At 49.4% G+C, this 18355-nt stretch carries 13 protein-coding genes; 4 read left to right on the top strand and 9 right to left on the bottom strand.

From position 1 onward, the window contains the following. Positions 1 to 43: 43 nt before the first annotated feature. Positions 44 to 595 (bottom strand): NAD(P)H-dependent oxidoreductase, encoded by a 552-nt coding sequence (locus MHB84_RS21025; RefSeq protein ID WP_076287994.1) that lies wholly within the window; start codon positions 593 to 595, stop codon positions 44 to 46. Between the two features lie 198 nt (positions 596 to 793). Here MHB84_RS21025 and MHB84_RS21020 point away from each other — a divergent pair, with 198 nt between their 5' ends. The 3 genes from MHB84_RS21020 to MHB84_RS21010 all read left to right on the top strand — a co-directional run bounded on the left by MHB84_RS21020 (position 794) and on the right by MHB84_RS21010 (position 3067). After that, on the top strand, positions 794 to 1156 hold the full coding sequence (locus MHB84_RS21020; RefSeq protein WP_076287993.1) for a winged helix-turn-helix transcriptional regulator: 363 nt from the start codon (positions 794 to 796) through the stop codon (positions 1154 to 1156). Between the two features lie 44 nt (positions 1157 to 1200). Beyond that, positions 1201 to 1920: an SDR family NAD(P)-dependent oxidoreductase gene (locus MHB84_RS21015; protein WP_076287992.1), complete on the top strand. Its 720-nt coding sequence runs from the start codon at positions 1201 to 1203 to the stop codon at positions 1918 to 1920. Between the two features lie 289 nt (positions 1921 to 2209). Beyond that, entirely contained in the window at positions 2210 to 3067 is an 858-nt protein-coding gene (locus MHB84_RS21010) for a type II CAAX endopeptidase family protein (protein ID WP_076287991.1), read from the top strand. Positions 3068 to 3306: 239 nt separating this feature from the next. Here MHB84_RS21010 and MHB84_RS21005 read toward each other — a convergent pair whose 3' ends face one another. The 7 genes from MHB84_RS21005 to MHB84_RS20975 are packed head-to-tail and all read right to left on the bottom strand — an operon-like array spanning position 3307 to position 14528. Further along, entirely contained in the window at positions 3307 to 6741 is a 3435-nt protein-coding gene (locus MHB84_RS21005; protein ID WP_256716744.1) for a DUF4838 domain-containing protein, read from the bottom strand. A gap of 16 nt (positions 6742 to 6757) precedes the next feature. After that, the gene (locus tag MHB84_RS21000) at positions 6758 to 7915 is read right to left on the bottom strand and encodes an N-acetylglucosamine-6-phosphate deacetylase (protein ID WP_256716743.1); all 1158 of its coding nucleotides are present in this window, start codon (positions 7913 to 7915) and stop codon (positions 6758 to 6760) included. Beyond that, complete coding sequence (locus MHB84_RS20995) at positions 7912 to 8694, bottom strand: glucosamine-6-phosphate deaminase (protein WP_076287990.1); 783 nt, start codon at positions 8692 to 8694, stop codon at positions 7912 to 7914. Before MHB84_RS20995 ends, MHB84_RS21000 begins: the two co-directional genes overlap by 4 nt. 39 nt (positions 8695 to 8733) lie before the next feature. Next, the gene (locus MHB84_RS20990; RefSeq protein ID WP_076287989.1) at positions 8734 to 11010 is read right to left on the bottom strand and encodes an Ig-like domain-containing protein; all 2277 of its coding nucleotides are present in this window, start codon (positions 11008 to 11010) and stop codon (positions 8734 to 8736) included. 59 nt (positions 11011 to 11069) lie between these two features. After that, positions 11070 to 12629, bottom strand: a complete 1560-nt coding sequence (locus tag MHB84_RS20985; RefSeq protein ID WP_076287988.1) for an extracellular solute-binding protein — start codon at positions 12627 to 12629, stop codon at positions 11070 to 11072. Positions 12630 to 12676: 47 nt separating this feature from the next. After that, entirely contained in the window at positions 12677 to 13546 is an 870-nt protein-coding gene (locus MHB84_RS20980) for a carbohydrate ABC transporter permease (RefSeq protein WP_072734581.1), read from the bottom strand. A 13-nt stretch (positions 13547 to 13559) separates the two neighbouring features. Then, positions 13560 to 14528 carry an ABC transporter permease gene (locus tag MHB84_RS20975; protein WP_083678786.1) on the bottom strand — a complete coding sequence of 323 codons (969 nt, stop codon included), beginning with the start codon at positions 14526 to 14528 and terminating at the stop codon, positions 13560 to 13562. A 263-nt stretch (positions 14529 to 14791) separates the two neighbouring features. Here MHB84_RS20975 and MHB84_RS20970 point away from each other — a divergent pair, with 263 nt between their 5' ends. Then, the gene (locus MHB84_RS20970; protein WP_076287987.1) at positions 14792 to 17077 is read left to right on the top strand and encodes a helix-turn-helix domain-containing protein; all 2286 of its coding nucleotides are present in this window, start codon (positions 14792 to 14794) and stop codon (positions 17075 to 17077) included. Positions 17078 to 17156: 79 nt separating this feature from the next. Here the strand turns inward: MHB84_RS20970 and MHB84_RS20965 are convergent, their stop codons facing one another. After that, positions 17157 to 18182 (bottom strand): hypothetical protein, encoded by a 1026-nt coding sequence (locus tag MHB84_RS20965; protein WP_076287986.1) that lies wholly within the window; start codon positions 18180 to 18182, stop codon positions 17157 to 17159. Between the last annotated feature and the right edge of the window lie 173 nt (positions 18183 to 18355).

The raw sequence follows: 18355 nt of genomic DNA, 5'->3' as shown, positions 1-18355 counted from the left end.
CCGTTCTGAATTATAACTTATTTTAACGACTGCATCGCTCTGTTTAAATCGATAGATTCCCCACTTCATTCTGATACTCATAGATATAACGAATATAATTTTGTGCGCTTTGGTTAATTTCTGCATCAGTAGCTTGGAATGAGGCACCAAAGACTGCAAAATACGGTAACGCTACGGCGCCAACATGATTTATGCTGGCTTTGAAGGGGGTCACCACCTCATCTACGGTAAAGGACACTGAACCATCCCTCGTGTAATTTTCCTTCTTATCACCAATGGATATAGCCAAGCCCATCTTTTTCCCATGCAGTTTGTTACCTGTTGATCCGTACGCCCATCCGTAAGTAAAAACATCATCTAACCACTTTTTCAACAAAGGTGGATAGCTATACCAATATAACGGAAACTGCAAAATAATATGATCATATGCTTCGAGTAACTTCTGTTCTCTGGACACATCGATGTTCCAATCAGGATAGGCTTTATAAATCTCATGAATTGTAATATCAGAGTGTTGCAACAACTCCTTTTTCCAGCGTTGATTTACTCTTGAAACCTCTATATTGGGATGCGCCAGAATGACGAGTGTTTTCATGATTAACATTCCTTTCGCGTTTCAGCTATAGGCTTTTTTTGAATATGGCCATTATCATATAAGCCTGAAAAAAAGAAAATACACACTCGAAAGTAAGATGGTTACTTCAGAGTGTGTATGGACTTCATCAGCCATATTGTGAGAAAATGAATAGTTATACCGCATCAACAAGATCTAACACGAACGAGGTGATATGTCATGAAGCAATATAACCTGGGAATCGAAGCGACACTCGAAATTATTGGCGGCAAATGGAAAGCGCTAATCATATGTTTATTAATGTCTGGTGTGAAAAGGACAGGCGAGTTACAGCGCAGTATAGACGGTATCTCGCAAAAGGTCCTGATCCAGCAATTACGCGAGCTTGAAAGAGACGGCCTTGTCAGAAGGCATGTTTACCAACAGATGCCGCCCAAAGTCGAATACAGTCTTACAGACTATGGAGTAACCGCCAACAAGATCGTGGATGTGATGTGCACATGGGGGCGGGAAAATATAGCATTAAGGCAACAACAAGGAGAAGACATTATACTATTGGAAAATAAAGAGCCTGCTTTTTGAGCTGGAATCTTTAGCCGACACTTTGAGAAGAAGGAGCACTTAAATTGAAAAACTATCTTGTATTCGGTGCTAGCAAAGGATTAGGAGATGCATTTGTCAGGGGTGTACCTGAGCAAGGTGATAAAGTCTGGGTCGTGTCTCGTACGAAACCTGATAACTTGAAACTAGACGATGGAGTAGAACGCATATGGATACAGGCAGATCTGTCTAAGCTCCATGCATCCGAACAGATCTGCGATGCGCTTCAGAACGAGACTTTGGATGTTCTCATTTACAATGTGGGCATTTGGGAAAAAGAGGGTTTCGAGGACCATTATACGTTCGATAATGACACCCCCGCCGACATCAGTAATCTGATTCATGTGAATGTAACATCTGCTATTGTAAGCATTCAGGCATTATTGCCCCACCTTAGGAAATCAACAGCAGGCAAAATCATTCTTATTGGCTCGACTGCGGGTCTGAGCAATGCGAACAGTACTCAGGTATCTTTTGTGGCCTCCAAATTTGCCATTCGTGGGGTTACAGAAGCCTTGAGAGAACATACAAGAAAAGACCGAATCGCGGTTACGTGTATCAACCCGGGAGAACTCGCAGCCGAAGTTCCATATAAAGATGGCATTGACCGCGCTCTTTCCGAATATAATGGTACACGCATCCCTCTTCAGGACATGGTTTCTATCGTAAAATGCATCGTCAGCCTGTCCAATGCAGCCTGTGTAAAAGAAATTAATATTCCGGCAATTACGGATTTGAACGCTTAATTAAGATTCAAAACGGATTAATAAAACTCCGTGACAACCAGAGACAAACAAACATTAAGAGCGCGTTTGAAACGTGCTCTTTGTGCTGCAATAAGGTAGTTAACATTTTATAAAATGGACTAAAAGATGCTTAAATTCACTTCATTTAAAAAACGTCACTATACTTTAGTCCTGTCCTTACTGGGCTAGGGTCTTGGACAAAGACTGGGCTTGAGTTTGTTCTGATTATGGTAAATCCACTGCTATACTGCAAAGCGATATACATATTTTGATAAAAGGAGCTATCACAATGAGAACAAATTTCAGCACCATGTCCAGCACGAGTTCAGAGGAGGAAAAGGTCCAAAAAGCCAGGCGAGGACTGCTCGTTTTCTTTGCCGTGCTCATCCCTCTCTCCATCCTTAGTTATGTACTGATCATGAAAGCACCGATTTTCGGTCTGCTTCTCATGTGGACACCCGGCTTGTCCTCTATCTTCGCCCGTGTAGTACTTCGCGAAGGCATCTCGGATATTTCCTTGCGGTTTGGTGGGAAGCAGACAGTGAAGTCATTGCCTTTCATCTTGCTTTTTCCAGTTGTTATTGGTTTATTTGCTTATGGAATCGCATGGATTACGGGGCTGGTTCAGTATGTTACACCGGACTCATTCATTGAAGGCCCGTCTGGTGTTATCCTTGCAGGAACAATACTTTTTCAAATGTTTGTGGGTACTGCAATCGGTATAATCAGCAGTTCAGGAGAGGAGCTCGGCTGGAGGGGCTATATGCTCACTCGACTAATCGACGCCCGTATACCCAGACCCGTGCTGACGAGCGGAATTATTTGGGGTGTCTGGCACCTTCCCGTAATGCTTTTTGCGGATTATTATTCCGGTCCCTATCCTGCCTTATCGGTTATCCTGTTTATGATTTCAGTGACCTCGTTCAGTTATCTGATCAGCCGCTTGCGCTTAACAACGGGCAGCATATGGCCTGCAATTCTCCTCCATGCATGTTGGAATGCCGTGATCCAGGATGCCTTTGATATATCTTCCAGTGGCAAAAAGGTTCTGCTATGGACTGGAGAATCCGGAATATTAGTGGCTCTCGCCTTGCTGATTGCAGCATGGATGATTTCGAGAAAGCCTCTTGTCATAAGACAGTTATAAGAAAAAATCTCTGAATCCAAATTCGGAGCAATGATGAAAATATGTTTTAAGGAAAAACATCCAACTTAAGACTGACAAAAGCCCGCAACGTAGCGGGCTTTTCGGTTTTTCATCCTTTATCGTTATCTTTGACTTTCAGACTAGATCGCTTGTAAGTATGAAGACTGACAAAGTACATGCGAGCTTTTGTGCTTTTGGATATGTTTCATTTCTCTATTGAACAGCTCATCACTGACAAATCACTTTGATGCTGTCATGCATTCCACCAGTGCCCGCAGTGAGTAATCGGAGGTTGAGCACAACAGAATGCATCCGGCTGTCTGTGGCAGTGCGGCGTCATCATAGGGATTGCGCAGCACCAGATTCAGCAATGGCTTAACCGCAGCCAAGGCCTCCGCCAGTTCCAGCTGACCTGTGAATAGATGGGCATTAAGGGTGCCCTGGATAACGACATCCGCATCAGCAGCTTGCTGTATCAGGGACTTTATCTGTTCGGCGTCGGGCTTCATCGCGCAGTAGCACGTCTGCACAGCCAAGCCTTCATCCTTCAATTGGGAGGGTAACCTGATTTCCGCAGAACCGCTATTATCGGCCTGAGTCAGCTGCTCCTGCTGCGGCAGTATCAGCAAATATTTCAGCGAATCCTTGAGTGGCAGCAAACCCTGCGGGTCCCGGCTAACTTTCACAGTCATACGAGCCAGCTTCAGTGCCGCCTCTCCCCACTGCTCTATGGGAATCGGCTGTGCAGACTCCTGGTACATCCGGAATTGGTCATGCAGCTGCCGAATACGAAGAACCGACTCGTCGATTCGCGACTCGTGAATGCGCCCATCCCTTACAGCGGCCAGAATACCCGCGATGACCCGGCTCTGAAACTCCGGCGTATGGCACATCAGGATCATATCGTTCCCCGCCTGAACAGCCAGCACACCCACTTCTTCCGGGCTAAAGTTTTTGCGAATTGCCCCCATTTCTATATCATCGGTGCAGATCACCCCTGTAAAGCCCAACTGCTTCCGCAGCAGTTCCGTAGCAAAAAAAGGACTGAGTGAGGCTGGAAGTCCGCCGGATTCCGGAATGTTGGGAAACACCAGATGCCCCATCATGATTGAATCCGCCCCGGCTTGAATTGCCTCACCAAATGGAAGCAATGGCCCCTCCATCAATTGTTCAATCGTTAGCTCACATTCGGGCAGAACAATATGCGAGTCTCCGCTCACTTGCCCGTGGCCGGGAAAGTGCTTTGCCGTCACGGCTACACCCGCTTCATGCATTCCCTGAATATAGGCGCGGCCGAATTGAGCCACCAGCTGTGGGACCTCTCCAAAGGAGCGAACACCCACAACCGGATTATCTATATTCGTGTTCACATCCAGCACTGGTGCCCAGTTTATGGGGATGCCTAGGGAGTGCAGCTCACTGCCGATGATTTTACCGAACAAATGAGCGGCTTCCGGATTTCCACTTAACCCGACTGCCCGGTTGCCAGGGACATAGGGAAAAAAGGACTTAAACTTGGACAAGGTGCCGCCCTCTTCATCTACCGAAACATAATAAGGCAAAAGGCTCCCGATATCTTCGGCTATGTTCTTTACTTCTGCAAGTAGCGCATGTGTCTGCTGCTCGCTCTCAATATTATGGGGAAAGATGCCGATGCCCCCAAATCGGTGCTGTGCCATTCTGCCGCGAAACTCCGGCTCGGCCCCAGTCGATGGTGTGCCTACTACGCACATCAGGGCTATTTTGTCTTCCAGACTCATTGCCGTCAGATCAGTTTGTGTATGGATCGCGTTCAGACCCAGTTCTTGATAGAGCGTGCGCTCCAGATAATCATGCAGATAGAACCTTGATTTCACGAAGTGCTCCGCCATATCATAAGGCTGGTAACGCTCCAGCGCAGCCTTCATCCGAGGGAGGACCCCCTCACGTCCACGGTGGTTTCTCGTATAATTGTTATGGAGTGAGCGCCACTCCGCATCGTCTCCGGGATACAGCTCCCAGCGGTAAGCATACTTATGGATTGCCCGTGAACGATCTGTCGCCACCTCAAAATCATGCATGATCGCAATCAGTTCCGCTTCTTCCTTGTGCTCGCGCACTTCGTCCATCAGCTTCCAGATCACATCATAATAATCCTCTACTCTGTAATTGCCGAGAAGGTTGTGTCCGGTAACAGGATCAATGCCATGAAACTGTTCCAGAAACCGGTCGATGAAGGTGGCGCTATTCGCTTTGCGGTTCCAGGCCAAATCCGCGTGCAGTAGCATGGGATACCAGGTTGTTTCAAAAATACCATATGGAACACCAAGGCTGAAAGGCCCCGTCCAGTTGGTAGCAACTACACAGCCAAGATTCAGTTTGTCGGCCGTCTCTGCCCACTGAAGCAAGTTGTCTGTCCGGTTCAGCAGTACCGGATAATTCTGATGTTCTGCCCAATCAAAGCTGCGGACTGCTGGCGCCCCCATAACTTCAATGCCTAGCGACCTGAATTTATTGGCATGCGAAGTAACTTCCGCTTCGATATTGCGCCCGTTGTAGATCCAGATCATGGCGACACTTCGCTGATCGAGCTTAGACAGTTCCTCTGGCGGGCATTTATCCAGCATGTCATGCCAGAAAATCGGCTGTTTTCCCCGTTCTGCCGTAAATGCAATCAGACGGTTCAAAAAGGCGATAAAAGCTCGTTCCCGCACGCCTCCAAACTCGATTTTGCAGCGTTCGCACTCGCATAGGCTGTAGACCTCGTCACACCCGAGGTGAATATAACGCGAATCCGGGTGGGCGTCGATCATCTCTTCGAGTAGAGTGGTTATCAACCCAAAGGTTTCCGGATGCGATGGGCAGATCTCCCCGGTGGACTGCTCTGTCTCGCGAAGATGCCGCCAACCTTCGTGGCGTAATACATATTCCAGATGTCCAAAGCTCTGCTGGAGCGGAATAATCTCTATAAAGTGATCGTGGGCGCTCCGCTTCAATTCTTCCAGCTGTGAACGACTTAACGCATGTTTTGGATGTGCGAACTCGGGATGCGACTGAAATGGGAACTTATCCTCATATTCAATCAAAATCGCGTTCGTCTTATAACGGGCGAATTCAGCCAAATACTTCGTCAACAGTTCCGGCTTGGAGAACGTCTGACGCAGGTCAAAGTTCATTGCCCGCATAGGTGTATCCGGCCAGTCGGTTATGGACACCGCCGGGATAACCCCATCGGGTCCATTCAGTTGTACCAATGTCTGCAATCCATAAAATAGACCCGCCGCATCCAGTGCGTAGACTTCAGCCCTTCCGGCCGACACCTCCAGCTTATACCCTTGTGGACGTCCGTCCAACCCAGTCAGATCCGTTCTGTCTTGTTGAGTAAACGAACTGAAACTAGGGATGGTCGGGCTCTTCTGTTGTGTTCCCAGGACTTCATGAATGGCAGGGGCTCCATGTTCCTCATCGACTACCTGCTGCGTTTCCTGCCCTGAGAGACTTTCGATTATTAACAAATAACCCTTTTCTATTCTGGAGCATGTATATTCCATCCCTGGAAATGCCCGGCGACAATGAATTTCCAATCTGGGATCATCCTGTTCCATGAAAAGACTCCATCTTTCCTCGCCATTCAGTCGCAAGGCTTCTCCTTCGCTCGCTGCAATCTGCTTCGGTTGTGGTATCAAGCTCTGCATCGCTCTCCTCCTATTCTCAGCTCTGTGGACTGATCCGGCCATTCTTCCAGCACTGCAAGACACTTAACTTTCCACCATCCATGTTGAAGCTAACGATATCGGCGGGTGCTCCGACCTCAAGGCCAGCAGCCTGTTCAAGCCCAAGTAGCCGGGCCGGATGCACCGATGCACAGTCCCAGGCATCGGGAAGCCCGGACAACCCCGCTTCCACAAGATACCCCACCTGATCCGGAAGCATCATCGCCGAGCCAGCCAACAGCTCCGGCTGGCCAGCAAGGTGCAACCGACCTTCCGCCGTCAATACCACATCTCCACCGATATGCAGGTGGTAGGAACCTGGTGGCATACCGCTCAACGAGACGGCATCGCTGACAAGAATGGCGCGGTTCCGTTTCATCCGAAGAATTACAGCCAGCACGGACAGCGGAAGATGATGACCATCCGCTATCATGCACCCATACAGCTCATCGGCTGCCAGCTGCTCCCACAGATAGTTCGGATGACGAGGAAGCATCAGGTGTGCACCATTACCAAGATGTGTAGACATCAATGCTCCTGCGGAGACCGCTTCCCTGATCTGCTCTGGCGTTGCTGCCGTATGTCCAATCGAGACAAGAATGCCGGATTCGCAGCACCGGGCAATAAATGAAGCTGAACCAGGCCACTCGGGTGAAAGGGTAATAATGCGAATTAATCCATCGGCGGCATCCTGCCAACGGCTGAAGGCCTCCCAATCAGGAGGAACAATATGCTGCCTTGGGTGGGCGCCGCGTGGGCCATTCTCCGGCGATAGGAATGGGCCTTCCAGATGAATGCCCACAATTCCCTCGGCCTCATCCCGGTTCAGACGAACGGCTTTTGCAATGGCGGAAGCCGCCTCAGTCATCCGTTCCGAACTGTTCGTAATCAACGTCGGGCAATAGCTTGTAACACCTTGACTTTGCAGCTTCCGGGTCAGCTGCAATACCGTATCTGGACATAGCGGGGCTGTGTTCAGATCCAGCCCCCATCCGCCGTTCACCTGTAAATCCACCAGTCCAGGCGCAAGCCAGGGCAGGCAATCTACGGGAGGCGACATTTTAAGTTCAGTAACAACAGTGATACGTCCCTCTCTAATCCCCACCTCAATTGGCAGCCCTGTTCTGTAGTGCTTCCCGATCATTGACACGCTCACAGGCCGTAGGCTTCCCGGTCTGTGAACATCGTGATTCCGGGATGTGTACGCAGGATAGTGGCAGGACATGCCGTGCTGATCGGATCATGTAAAGCTGCCGCAAGTGCACGCCGCTTGGATGCTCCCGGTACAATTGCGAACAGCTCCCTTCCAGCCATCAACGTTGGCACAGTCAGGGTCAACGCCTCCGCAGGCACATCTTCCAGATGGGCAAAGCACCCATCGTTCACCTGCTGACGGCGACAAGCTTCGTCCAGTTTTACCGCTTTGACGATTCTCGAATCTTCAAAATCGGCAACAGGCGGATCATTGAAGGCGATATGCCCATTCTCTCCGATCCCGAGGCAGACGATATCAATAGGAGCCGCACGTAGCAGGTCTCCATATCTCTGACACTCCTGCTCCACATCTTGTAGCCCATCCAACAGCTCCACCCGCCCAGGCTTCACCCGACTGAACAGCCGATCCGTTAAATATTGACCAAATCGCTGGGGAGCCTTTGGCGGCAGATACATATATTCATCCATATGAAAGGCACAGACCCTTGACCAATCGATACCTTGCTCCCGTACCAGACCTTCATACAATTCGTTTTGCGAAGGAGCAGCAGCGAACACCATGCGTACCTGACGCTCCGAATCCTGAAGCAGCTGTCTTAATCTGGCCCCAACCGCAGCCGCAGCCGCTGCTCCCATCTGATTCCGATCAGTATAAACCTGCACAGACATATGCTCAACGTTATGAGTCTTGAGCGGTTCCACCAAGTCATTCACATTCATGTGCTTCCTCCTCCTTCAAGCCATTTCTCGTCTGCTTGTTTAATTGCCGGCATTCAACATCAGCAGCGTTGTATGCGGCGAATCATGACCTGCTGCGTAGTAATAGCCATTGTAACGGATTCTCCGCGGTTCAAAACCAACCTGCCTGCCAGTTCCCACCGCTTCCGAGACAAGCGCCACACTCCCATCCATTCCTGTTGTCCCGCTGGTGTAACGCCCCGCCGAATAAGTAAATCTCCCCTCGACTTTCGCCCCCGAAATTATTGCGCCTGTATCATAATCTCTGACCTTCATGGTGACGGATACCCCTGATCCGCCATAGACCAGATTCATGTCCGTTACAATCAATGCCTTCAATGCGGTGCTGCCAGTGGTCGCCGACACTTCATCGGTGAGAGGCCCGATATTGCCACGCAGATCACGCGCCGCAATACGATAGTAGTATGTCGTATCCGGCAGCAGTCCCTTGTCCTGGTAATTCAGGGCGCGGGCGAGTCCAACGATATCCGCAGCTACAGGCGTGAACCCCTGCACGGTACTTCGGTATATCACATAGCGTTCCACTTCCATGTTATCCGAAGCCATTCCATAATTCAGATGTACAGTCTGATAATCAGTCGCCTCAATGGAAGGGACCCCTGAAAGGGCGGAAGGAGCTTCCTGGTCATCCGCCGCTGTCCAAACTACACCGCCAGGCCCCCAATAAGAAGGAAGTGCCCGGTAAGAATCATAGTGATGGACGGCAATACCGCCAAAAGCGCTGCTCTGCCCGTAAGCTGCATATACCTTATCCAGCTCGGCTTCCATGTGGGTACGCCCCTCCTCCCAGAAGGTAATGGTCTCCGGGTCTCCGCTATTGGCGATATCCAGCGTTTCCACACCAATCACCACGGAATTCGGCTTACCGATCTGATCCGCATAAGCCAGCTCTCCAGCAGCCCCGGCAATAATGCCAGCGGAGCCATCCGCCGTATCCCGGTAATCCATAATGGAGATATAATCAGAGATATCCTGAACATGCTCAGACAGCCATTTGCTGGAACCATTCCATGAAATATTCGCTGCTTGATCCGATGTGTCATACCACTTGGGCACAGCAGGACCGAACGGAAGCCAAATACCTGCGGTATCCCGGCGATCAATCATCTTTTGCAGGCCATCCAGGTATTCCTTCTGCAGGAAATGACTTGGGTCTTTAAAATCGGGAGAGATATAAGGCTCAATATCCACATTGATTCCGTCAAACTTCTCCGTATCCCCCGCTGCAAGATTGTAATTGATCACCTGCTCCATTTCCTGCACAGCGTGATGGTGATACTTCTCGTAAGCGCCCATATAGGCCGGCGTAGTGCCGCCTGCAATTAACGCATGCACCTGCAAATTTTTGCTGTGCGCCCAACTCACGAAAGAACGCAACTCGACTTCCTGCGCTTCCAGTGCATCGTATCCGGCATAACCGCCTACTGCAAGATAAAGCGTCTGGACCGGTGTTTGGCCGAATGTCTGCGTATCGGTGATGAATGACTCCAGCACCTGGCGCGATCCAGGGTTGAGCAGCAGCTTATAGCTTTCCGGTTCCCAGATCCACATAGCGCGCTCCTGTACAGGAAGAGGTACGGCAGTCTCATGCGTCCCGGTTCCAACCTGAGCATACACCGTCGGGCTATAACCATAACGCTCCGGTGCGCTGGCCGCTCTGGCCTCAAGACTGACCGTGCGATCGCCAAGTCCCGCCGTGTCCCAGGTGTATACATATGCAGGACCTTGCTGAACAGCTTCCTCCCATGGCCCGCGGTTCACCCGAACCTCTACCAGCATGATCGGAAGTGGAGAGCTGGTCTCGACAGAGATCTCCACCTGGCCGCTAAGAGATACGCCCTCAGATGGTCCCGTGATGGTTACTACCGGAACAGCACCTGCCGGGTTATTAACGGTAAGGGTGGCAGGCGCTCCCCACACCCCGTAACGGGTGGACGTATCCAGTCCACGAACCACCAGTTCCACAGCCCCGTTATAGGCTGAGGTATCCAGCATATAAGACCATGTGCCGCTGTCATCCCCATCCGGATCATTTAATACCACTTCGAATTGAGCCGTTCCGTCCACAAACAGTCGAATGTCATACAAGTCGGTATAACTGCCCCCAATTTCCACCAGCCCTCCATCCGACACATACCCGCCCGCAGGCGCGTCCAGTGAAATTGAACCCGCCGCTTCTGCCTTGCCAGGGACAGATATTCCAATCGTCACCATACAGATCAACAGAAACAATCCCAGTTTGAATCCGGAGTACACACGCAGATGCTGCTTTTTCATAAGCGAAGCCTCCTTTTGCCATTCTGTAATGGTCTAGGATTCCTGTGCCGTACATTCGCTCATTTCGCGCTCAGCTGAACATTCTGAACACGGTCATACGCTTCCTTATAGGTGTTCAGCAGCTTATCTACCCCAAGATTGTTGATTTCCTCTACATACTTTTCCCAATCCGCCAGACTCCGGGAACCCGTTACAAATTTGGCAAAGCTCTCGTCACGGTGCTTCTTAATCGCCTGACCGGTAATGGATATGACCTCATTTTCCACTTCTGTAAAAGCAGGTCTTGGCTGCATTGCGGGAGGATCATATTTGACCGCTTCTTCATAGGCATGCTTCAGATCGTCCGAGAACAGCGACAAGTGCGCGTTGAAATCAATCCAGGTATAGGTCCCGCTGGTCTGAAGCCCTGTCTGCTTGCGCATTTCAATGACATCGTTATACTCCGGCTTGAACTTGATCGTATCGCCTTCCTTTATAAAGGTCTCTCCTTCTACACCCCAGCTGCTGAGCGTACGTCCTTCCTCGGAATAGAAAAAGTCCATGTACTTCATCACATCATCAATGTTCTTGGAGGTCGAGGCCACCGTCAATCCGCCTTCCATATAATGAAAATACGGATTCAGCTGTTTGCCGCCTGAAATGCCTGCCGGAGGGGCCAGAAACTGCATGTTGAACTCCGGATTCTCCTGCTGCATGGCATTATTGAAAAAGTCAATCCGGCTGATATAATCAATGGTTACAAATGATTTTCCAGTCGAGACCATATCCTGCCACTGCTTAGTTTGCAATGATAAGAAATCGGGCGGGACCAACCCTTCATCGTAAAAACTTTTCCACATCCCTACCATGGCCTTGTAGTTGTCTTCCGTCGGTCCATAACGCCATTCCTTCTGGTCAAAATCATAGTAGGCACCCTCCCCCGTTCCGTAGTTCACCGTCATATTGGCATTCATCTCATCCGGGATCTGACCGTAGCGGATCGAGAGCGGGTAACTGTCCGGGTATTTCTCCTTCAGCTTCTTCAGCGCTGCATGCAACTCTTCATAAGTTGTTGGAACCTGAATGCCTTCCTTGTCAAAAACATCCTTGCGGTACATCCAGATCATACGATTCGTCTCGCCGAAGCCTTGATTGGGGAACATATACATTTTACCGTCAGCGGACAGGGCAGCCTTCGCTTCCTCGGGATATTGCTTCATCCATGCCTTCAGATTCGGCATACTGTCCATATATTCCATCAGATCCACTAGTGCGCCCTGCTGACCAAACTTGTTCGAATCCTTGCGATTGGGCATATACATCAGATCAGGCAGCGCTTTGGAGGCAATCGCAAGGTTCAGGCTCTCATCCAGCTTGCCGGAAGGTGTCTGCACTTCCAGCGTGACGCCCGTCTTTTCCTTCAACCAGCTCCAAATGGGCCAGCTCTTGGAATAAGGAAAAGTGGCATTGTTGTCCAGCAGGGCCGTGAAGGTCTTTCCCGCCCCGGTGGAGTTATCGGTTATTCCGGTACCGTTTCCTTTGGTATCTGTTTGCGGGTCGGCACCCTTGCCGCCACTGCACCCTGCCACCATCGTTACTGCAATCAGCAGGGGAAGTATTACCGATTTCCATTTGCCCATAAGCTTCTCTCCCTTAATCTGAATTCGCGGTGCACTTCTTGCCTCACTTAACCTTTGACAGCACCAACCATGGCTCCTTTGACGAAATACTTCTGTACGAACGGATAGATGACCAGAATCGGCAGGGTTGAGACCATAATGGTCGCATACTTGAGCGATTCCTCCACCACCAGATTATCTCCCCCAATGGATGTTACGTCGCCTGAGCTTGCGCTGCCGGCCAACACGAGATTACGCAGCAGCACCTGGAGCGGAAATAAATCGGGAGACCGTAGATAGAGCAGCGGAAAGATAAAGTTGTTCCACATACCCACGGCATAGAACAGGGCAATCGTGGCAAAGGATGCCTTGGACAGCGGTACAATAATACGTATGAAGATTCCAATATCGTTCAAACCGTCCATCCGGCCCGATTCCTCCAGCTCTTTCGGGATGCCTGAGAAGAACGTGCGCATCAGAATAAGGTTCCAGGTGCTAACTGCACCCGGGAGAACCATGCCCCATACGGTGTCCACCAGATTCAAGGAACGGACCACCAGGAAGGTCGGAATCATCCCGCCGCTGAAGAACATCGTAATTACAATCAAGACTGTGAAGCTATTACGCAGTGCCATGTCTTTTCTGGACAAAGCGTAGGCTCCGGTGGAGGTGACCACCAGCGAGATCAGTGTGCCAAGCACGGTGTAAATGATTGTATTTCGATAAGCCGTCCAGATTTGCGGATCGCCCAGCACCAATTTGTACATGCTCAGATTAAAACCCTTGGGCCAGAAGGAAATATTGTTTTGGATGACGTTTACGTTGCTGCTAAGGGAAACCGCCAGCATATGAAGGAACGGATAGAGTGTAACCACCACAACGAACAGCAGGATCAGCGATGCCACAACGTTAAACCAGGAAAATCGGAGTGAGTTCACGCCACACCTCTTTCTACCATAGACTGGTCTCACTTAATCGACGGCTGAGCCAGTTGGCCGTATAGATGAATATCAGACTGATGACACCCATGAACAAATCAATGGACGCACCATAGCTGAAATTCCCCTGTACCATACCCACCCTGTAAACATACGTGCTGATAATATCCGCTGTATCGTAGATCGCCGGATTCTGCATCAGGAAGACTTTCTCGAAGCCGATCTCCAGCACTTTGCCGATATTTAGAATCAATGTAATGACGATCGCGGGAGATATACCGGGTAGTGTGACATGCCAGATTTTGCGCAATCGACTTGCTCCGTCCATATCCGCGGCTTCATACAACTGCGGATCGATGGCCGTCAGCGCAGCCAGATAAATAATGGTCTCCCAGCCGATATGCTGCCAGATTTCTGACAGGACGTAGATGCCCCGGAACAGCCCCGGCTCATTCATGAAATTGATCGGTCCAATGCCGATACCTGCCAGCAAATTGTTAATTAGCCCTCCCGTTGGGGACAGAAACATAATCACCATACTCGCCACGATTACATTCGAGATGAAATGCGGCAGATAGCTGACCGTCTGTACAAAACGCTTGAATGCTGCCCTTCGCACCTCATTCAGCAGAATGGCCAGCAAGATTGGGGCTGGAAAGCCGAACACCAGCTTATACAGTCCCAGCAGAAACGTATTCTTCATCAGCGGCCAAAAATCAGGATTCTCCAGAAACATCCGGTAATATTTGAATCCCACCCAATCACTGGCCCAAATTCCTTTAAACAGATTGTAATCCTTGAACGTGATGACCAGACCAAACATCGGCGCATAGCGGAAGATCAAATAATACAGGAGGCATGGCAGGAATAGCAGCCATAGCGCCTTGTTCCTGTTCCAGGTTCTGATCAAACGCGACTTCCGCCGAGGCGGCCGGTGCGTTTCTTTTTGCGGTTTGCTTTGCATTACGCTAGCATCAGCCATCGGCATGCCCCCTCTTGCTTGATGAGTTAATTCGACTTTTATGTCAGCTAACTTACCCTGGAATTCCGGGGTTCGTATTCGAATTATAGCTATAAACCTTTAGAAAGCGCTATCTACATGTTATATAACTTTTCGCCTTTACTCCTTTTTTCCAGATATCCGCGTATAATTCAGTAAAAGTGTATATTGTTTGTGTCAGATTTATGCCGCTATGATAGGATCAACTACTCGATCCGGGGCTGTACTCAAGGGGGAATGTCATAATGAAGGGACTGCTTACAAGCAAATTTGCGCTGAATGGACTGTTTGTCAAGCTAATGCTGAGCTTCCTCAGTGTCATCCTGATTTTGGCTTCATTTAATCTGTTCTCCCATCTGTACTTAAGCAACAAGGTCTATCAGGAGATGGTCAGACAAAATGAACTCGGCCTTGCGCAGACCGTTGAAGGGTATGAGAATCATTTCCGACTGACCCAGAACATGATTCTGGCCCTCACCCAATCGGATACCTGGACAGCCAATCTGGGCATTTTGAGCCACATTAAGGAGAACCGCCGTTACGATATTCCCGCAGAGGTGAAGTCGGACCTCTCCACGCTGTACGCTAATCCTTTTCTGCATATCGACAATTTCATTCTCTATTTCAAGCAAGAAGACTATGTACTGGAGAAGGAAGGTCTTAGCAGTGCCAGCGATATGTTCGGTAAATATTATTATAGTAAAGAATATCCCCCGGATTACTGGAAAACTCAAACGATGAACAACCAGTTCCTGAAAGTAATGCCTGCCGCAGCTTTTACGGAAAATACCGTTCACTCATCCCGCTCTCTCGGTCAACTGATGCCGGTCATGATGAAAGCTATTCCCTACGAAGATGTGTACGGCATTATTATGCTGGATCCACAACGTATGCAGGACACATATGGCGATGCCGCTAATAATCCGTTCTACATTCTGGACAACGAGGGACGCCTGCTTTTTACCACGATGGAGGGGGAACTGCAAAATCCGCAGCTACCTGCAGACGGAAGCAAACATGAACGTATTGGGGATCAGTATTACTTCTATGAAAAAGGTAAGCAAACCGGATTTACCTATGTCCGGGTCACCCAGGCCGCAGTAATCGCCGCGGAAATGCGGGGCATGCAGCTGCTGCTGGCTTTCCTGCTTGGCGCTGCTGTGCTGATTAGCATGATCTCCTCCCTGTTTTTCAGCATAAGATTAAACCAGCCGCTCCAGCGCCTTATTGCCGCTCTGGACCGAAATTCGGACAGCGTACCAGACAAATGGAGCAGTGTAAAAGAATTCGCCATGATCGGCGACCGCCTGAGTTCTATTCTGGAGAATAACCGTTACATTCAAAGCGACCTTGCGCAGAAGAACTCTCTTGTACGCCAGTACGCTTATATCCATAAAGTAAAGAATATACCGCTCAGCTCCTATCTGGCGGAGCTTGAGGATGCCCAACATTCCGAGCAGCCTTATGTCTCCATTCTGTTCAAGGTGGGCTTCAAATCCCAGCCGGATGAATTCGGGCAGCATACCCTGTTATTATGGAAGCTGATTCAAAGCCTGTTCACCAGCAGCAAAACCAATAGCGTTGCCATTCAGCCCGAGCAGGACCAACTGCTCTTGCTGCTGTTCGATCCAGGTCCACAGAGTGGTATTCTTCAAGCGCTCGATACACTGAAGGAGTTGCTGGCTGTCGAGGAAACCCTTTATCTGACCATTGCGGTAAGTCCGGTGTATTCCGGAGAAATTCCGTTTACCGATGCGTACAGCAATCTGTCCATGCTGTTAAAAGAGCGCAGGCTGAATGGGGAGACACAAGTTATTGTGGAGCCGCGTGCTTCTTCGTCAAATGCCTTCCATGTGAAGGTCACTTATGGGGAGGAACTGCACAACCTGCTGCAATCCGGCAATGAAGAGGCCGTATTCGCTTGGCTGGATCGCCAGCTGGAGCAACTGCAGCACAAGGATGCGGCCGCAGAAGACTTCCGCACCTTTGCCATCGGTGCAGTCGAACAGATCAGCAAGACGGTGATGAAGCTGAATTTGACGAACATCGAATCCGAGCTTCGCTCTTCTCCTCCGGGAGAGGCATTTGCTGGTTTCCATTCCATGCAGCAATACAGAGAATGGCTTCAGGCGTTGGCTCAACCGGTACTTGCGGCAGTACGCAGCCAGCTGGAAACGCGTGATCCGGTTATCACCTTTGTGCTGGACTACCTGGATCATCATTATGGGGAAGACATTAATTTGAATATCGTCGCCGACAAGTTGAATTTAACATCGGGGTACCTCTCCAGTATTTTCAAGGAAAAGACTAACATCAACTTCAGCGAATATCTGAACAATCTGCGGGTTGAGCGGGCCAAGGAACTGCTTGTGAATGTAGATCTGCGAATTCAGGACATTGCGACACAGGTCGGCTATCAAAATGTGAACTCGTTTATCCGCATGTTCAAGCGTCGGTACGGGCTGACCCCCGGAGAATACCGCAAGCGTCATGCGGGTGATGAGCCATTTATCTCCTCCAGCCATGGCTAACCAGGCGTGAGCGGGCAAGAACCGTAGATTGTAAATACACCAGCGTCCGCTCGGAAGCAGGCGCTGGTGTACTGTCAGTTTACATTAGAATTTTGGACAGGTGCACAAGAGCCATCGAAGGAATTCGTTGTTCTTCAGGAATTTGTTCATAGAGCAGATGCCCTTTTCCCGCTTCAATCATTTGTTTGCTCATACTAGCAATCCGACCTTTACTATGATCAATAAAACGAAAATCCACCTGTCGTAAACTTTGCATTTCAGTCAAACGTTCGAATGCCTCAGCCTTGATCCCTTTATGTATCTCTTTCAGTTCCAGCACCACCAATTGATCCGCAGTCCACAGGTTCTCAATCTCTTGCAGAGACTTCATGAAATCCAGTTCAAGCTGACGCAGATTCTTCAAATGCGAGAAGTCGCACAACCGCTCGATTTTGGGCAATGACAGATGCAGATAGACCAGATGATGTAATGCCCCCACTGCATCAATCTCGGTTAGATTCTTTACGGACGATAATCTCAGCATACGGATATTCGATTCAGCCAGTACTTCGAGTGAACCTGCCAATGTACAGTGATCGAGAGCCAAATACTCAATAAATGGTAAGTCTACAACAAAATCAAGCTGATCAATGTCGCAGTTCAGGACGAGGGTACTCAACCGAATGCAGTCCTCAATCGGCGAGAGATCGGGAAATTTCCCGCTAAGTGCGAGATAAGTCAAGTATTTGTAATTTCGGATGAAGTCCAGGTTTTGCTTTTTGGGTGAGCGAATGTTCAGAAACTCCATCTTTTGCAGCTCACTCAATATACTCAAATCCTGTGGTTGCTTGAGATCCAGCTGCAAAGCGGTGACATGTTTTAAACCAGCAAGTGCCTCCAGAAACTCTTCTGAATACCGCCCCTTCACATCTGTATTGGACACATTTAAAATCAAATCGGGTCGTTTGGCAAACACATGTTCATCCAGTTTTCGCAGATCATGCATCTCGTCCAACCCGACAACAAAGCTAATCGTAGCCCTGTTCCGCAGTTGTACGATAGCCTTGTCCATTTTATCCTCGTTCCAGGGAACTCCACTCATTGAAGCGGCCCACGGTTCGTTCATTATTGGTCACCCTCCAATTCTCTGATACTTATCCATGTATAGCTTTCCTTTAATTGTAAATCAAGAAGAGTACATTGAGAAGTCGGATATTCGATTGCAATACTGTATTCTGTACTCGGTAACAACTGGTGTATTCATGAAAATGGGAAAGAGATCACCTTTTAAAATCCATA

Origin of the sequence: Paenibacillus sp. FSL F4-0087, assembly GCF_038020215.1 — a bacterium.
Taxonomy (GTDB): domain Bacteria; phylum Bacillota; class Bacilli; order Paenibacillales; family Paenibacillaceae; genus Paenibacillus; species Paenibacillus taichungensis.
Note: the sequence above shows the minus strand (reverse complement) of the source record. Positions and strands in the feature narration are given on the sequence as shown.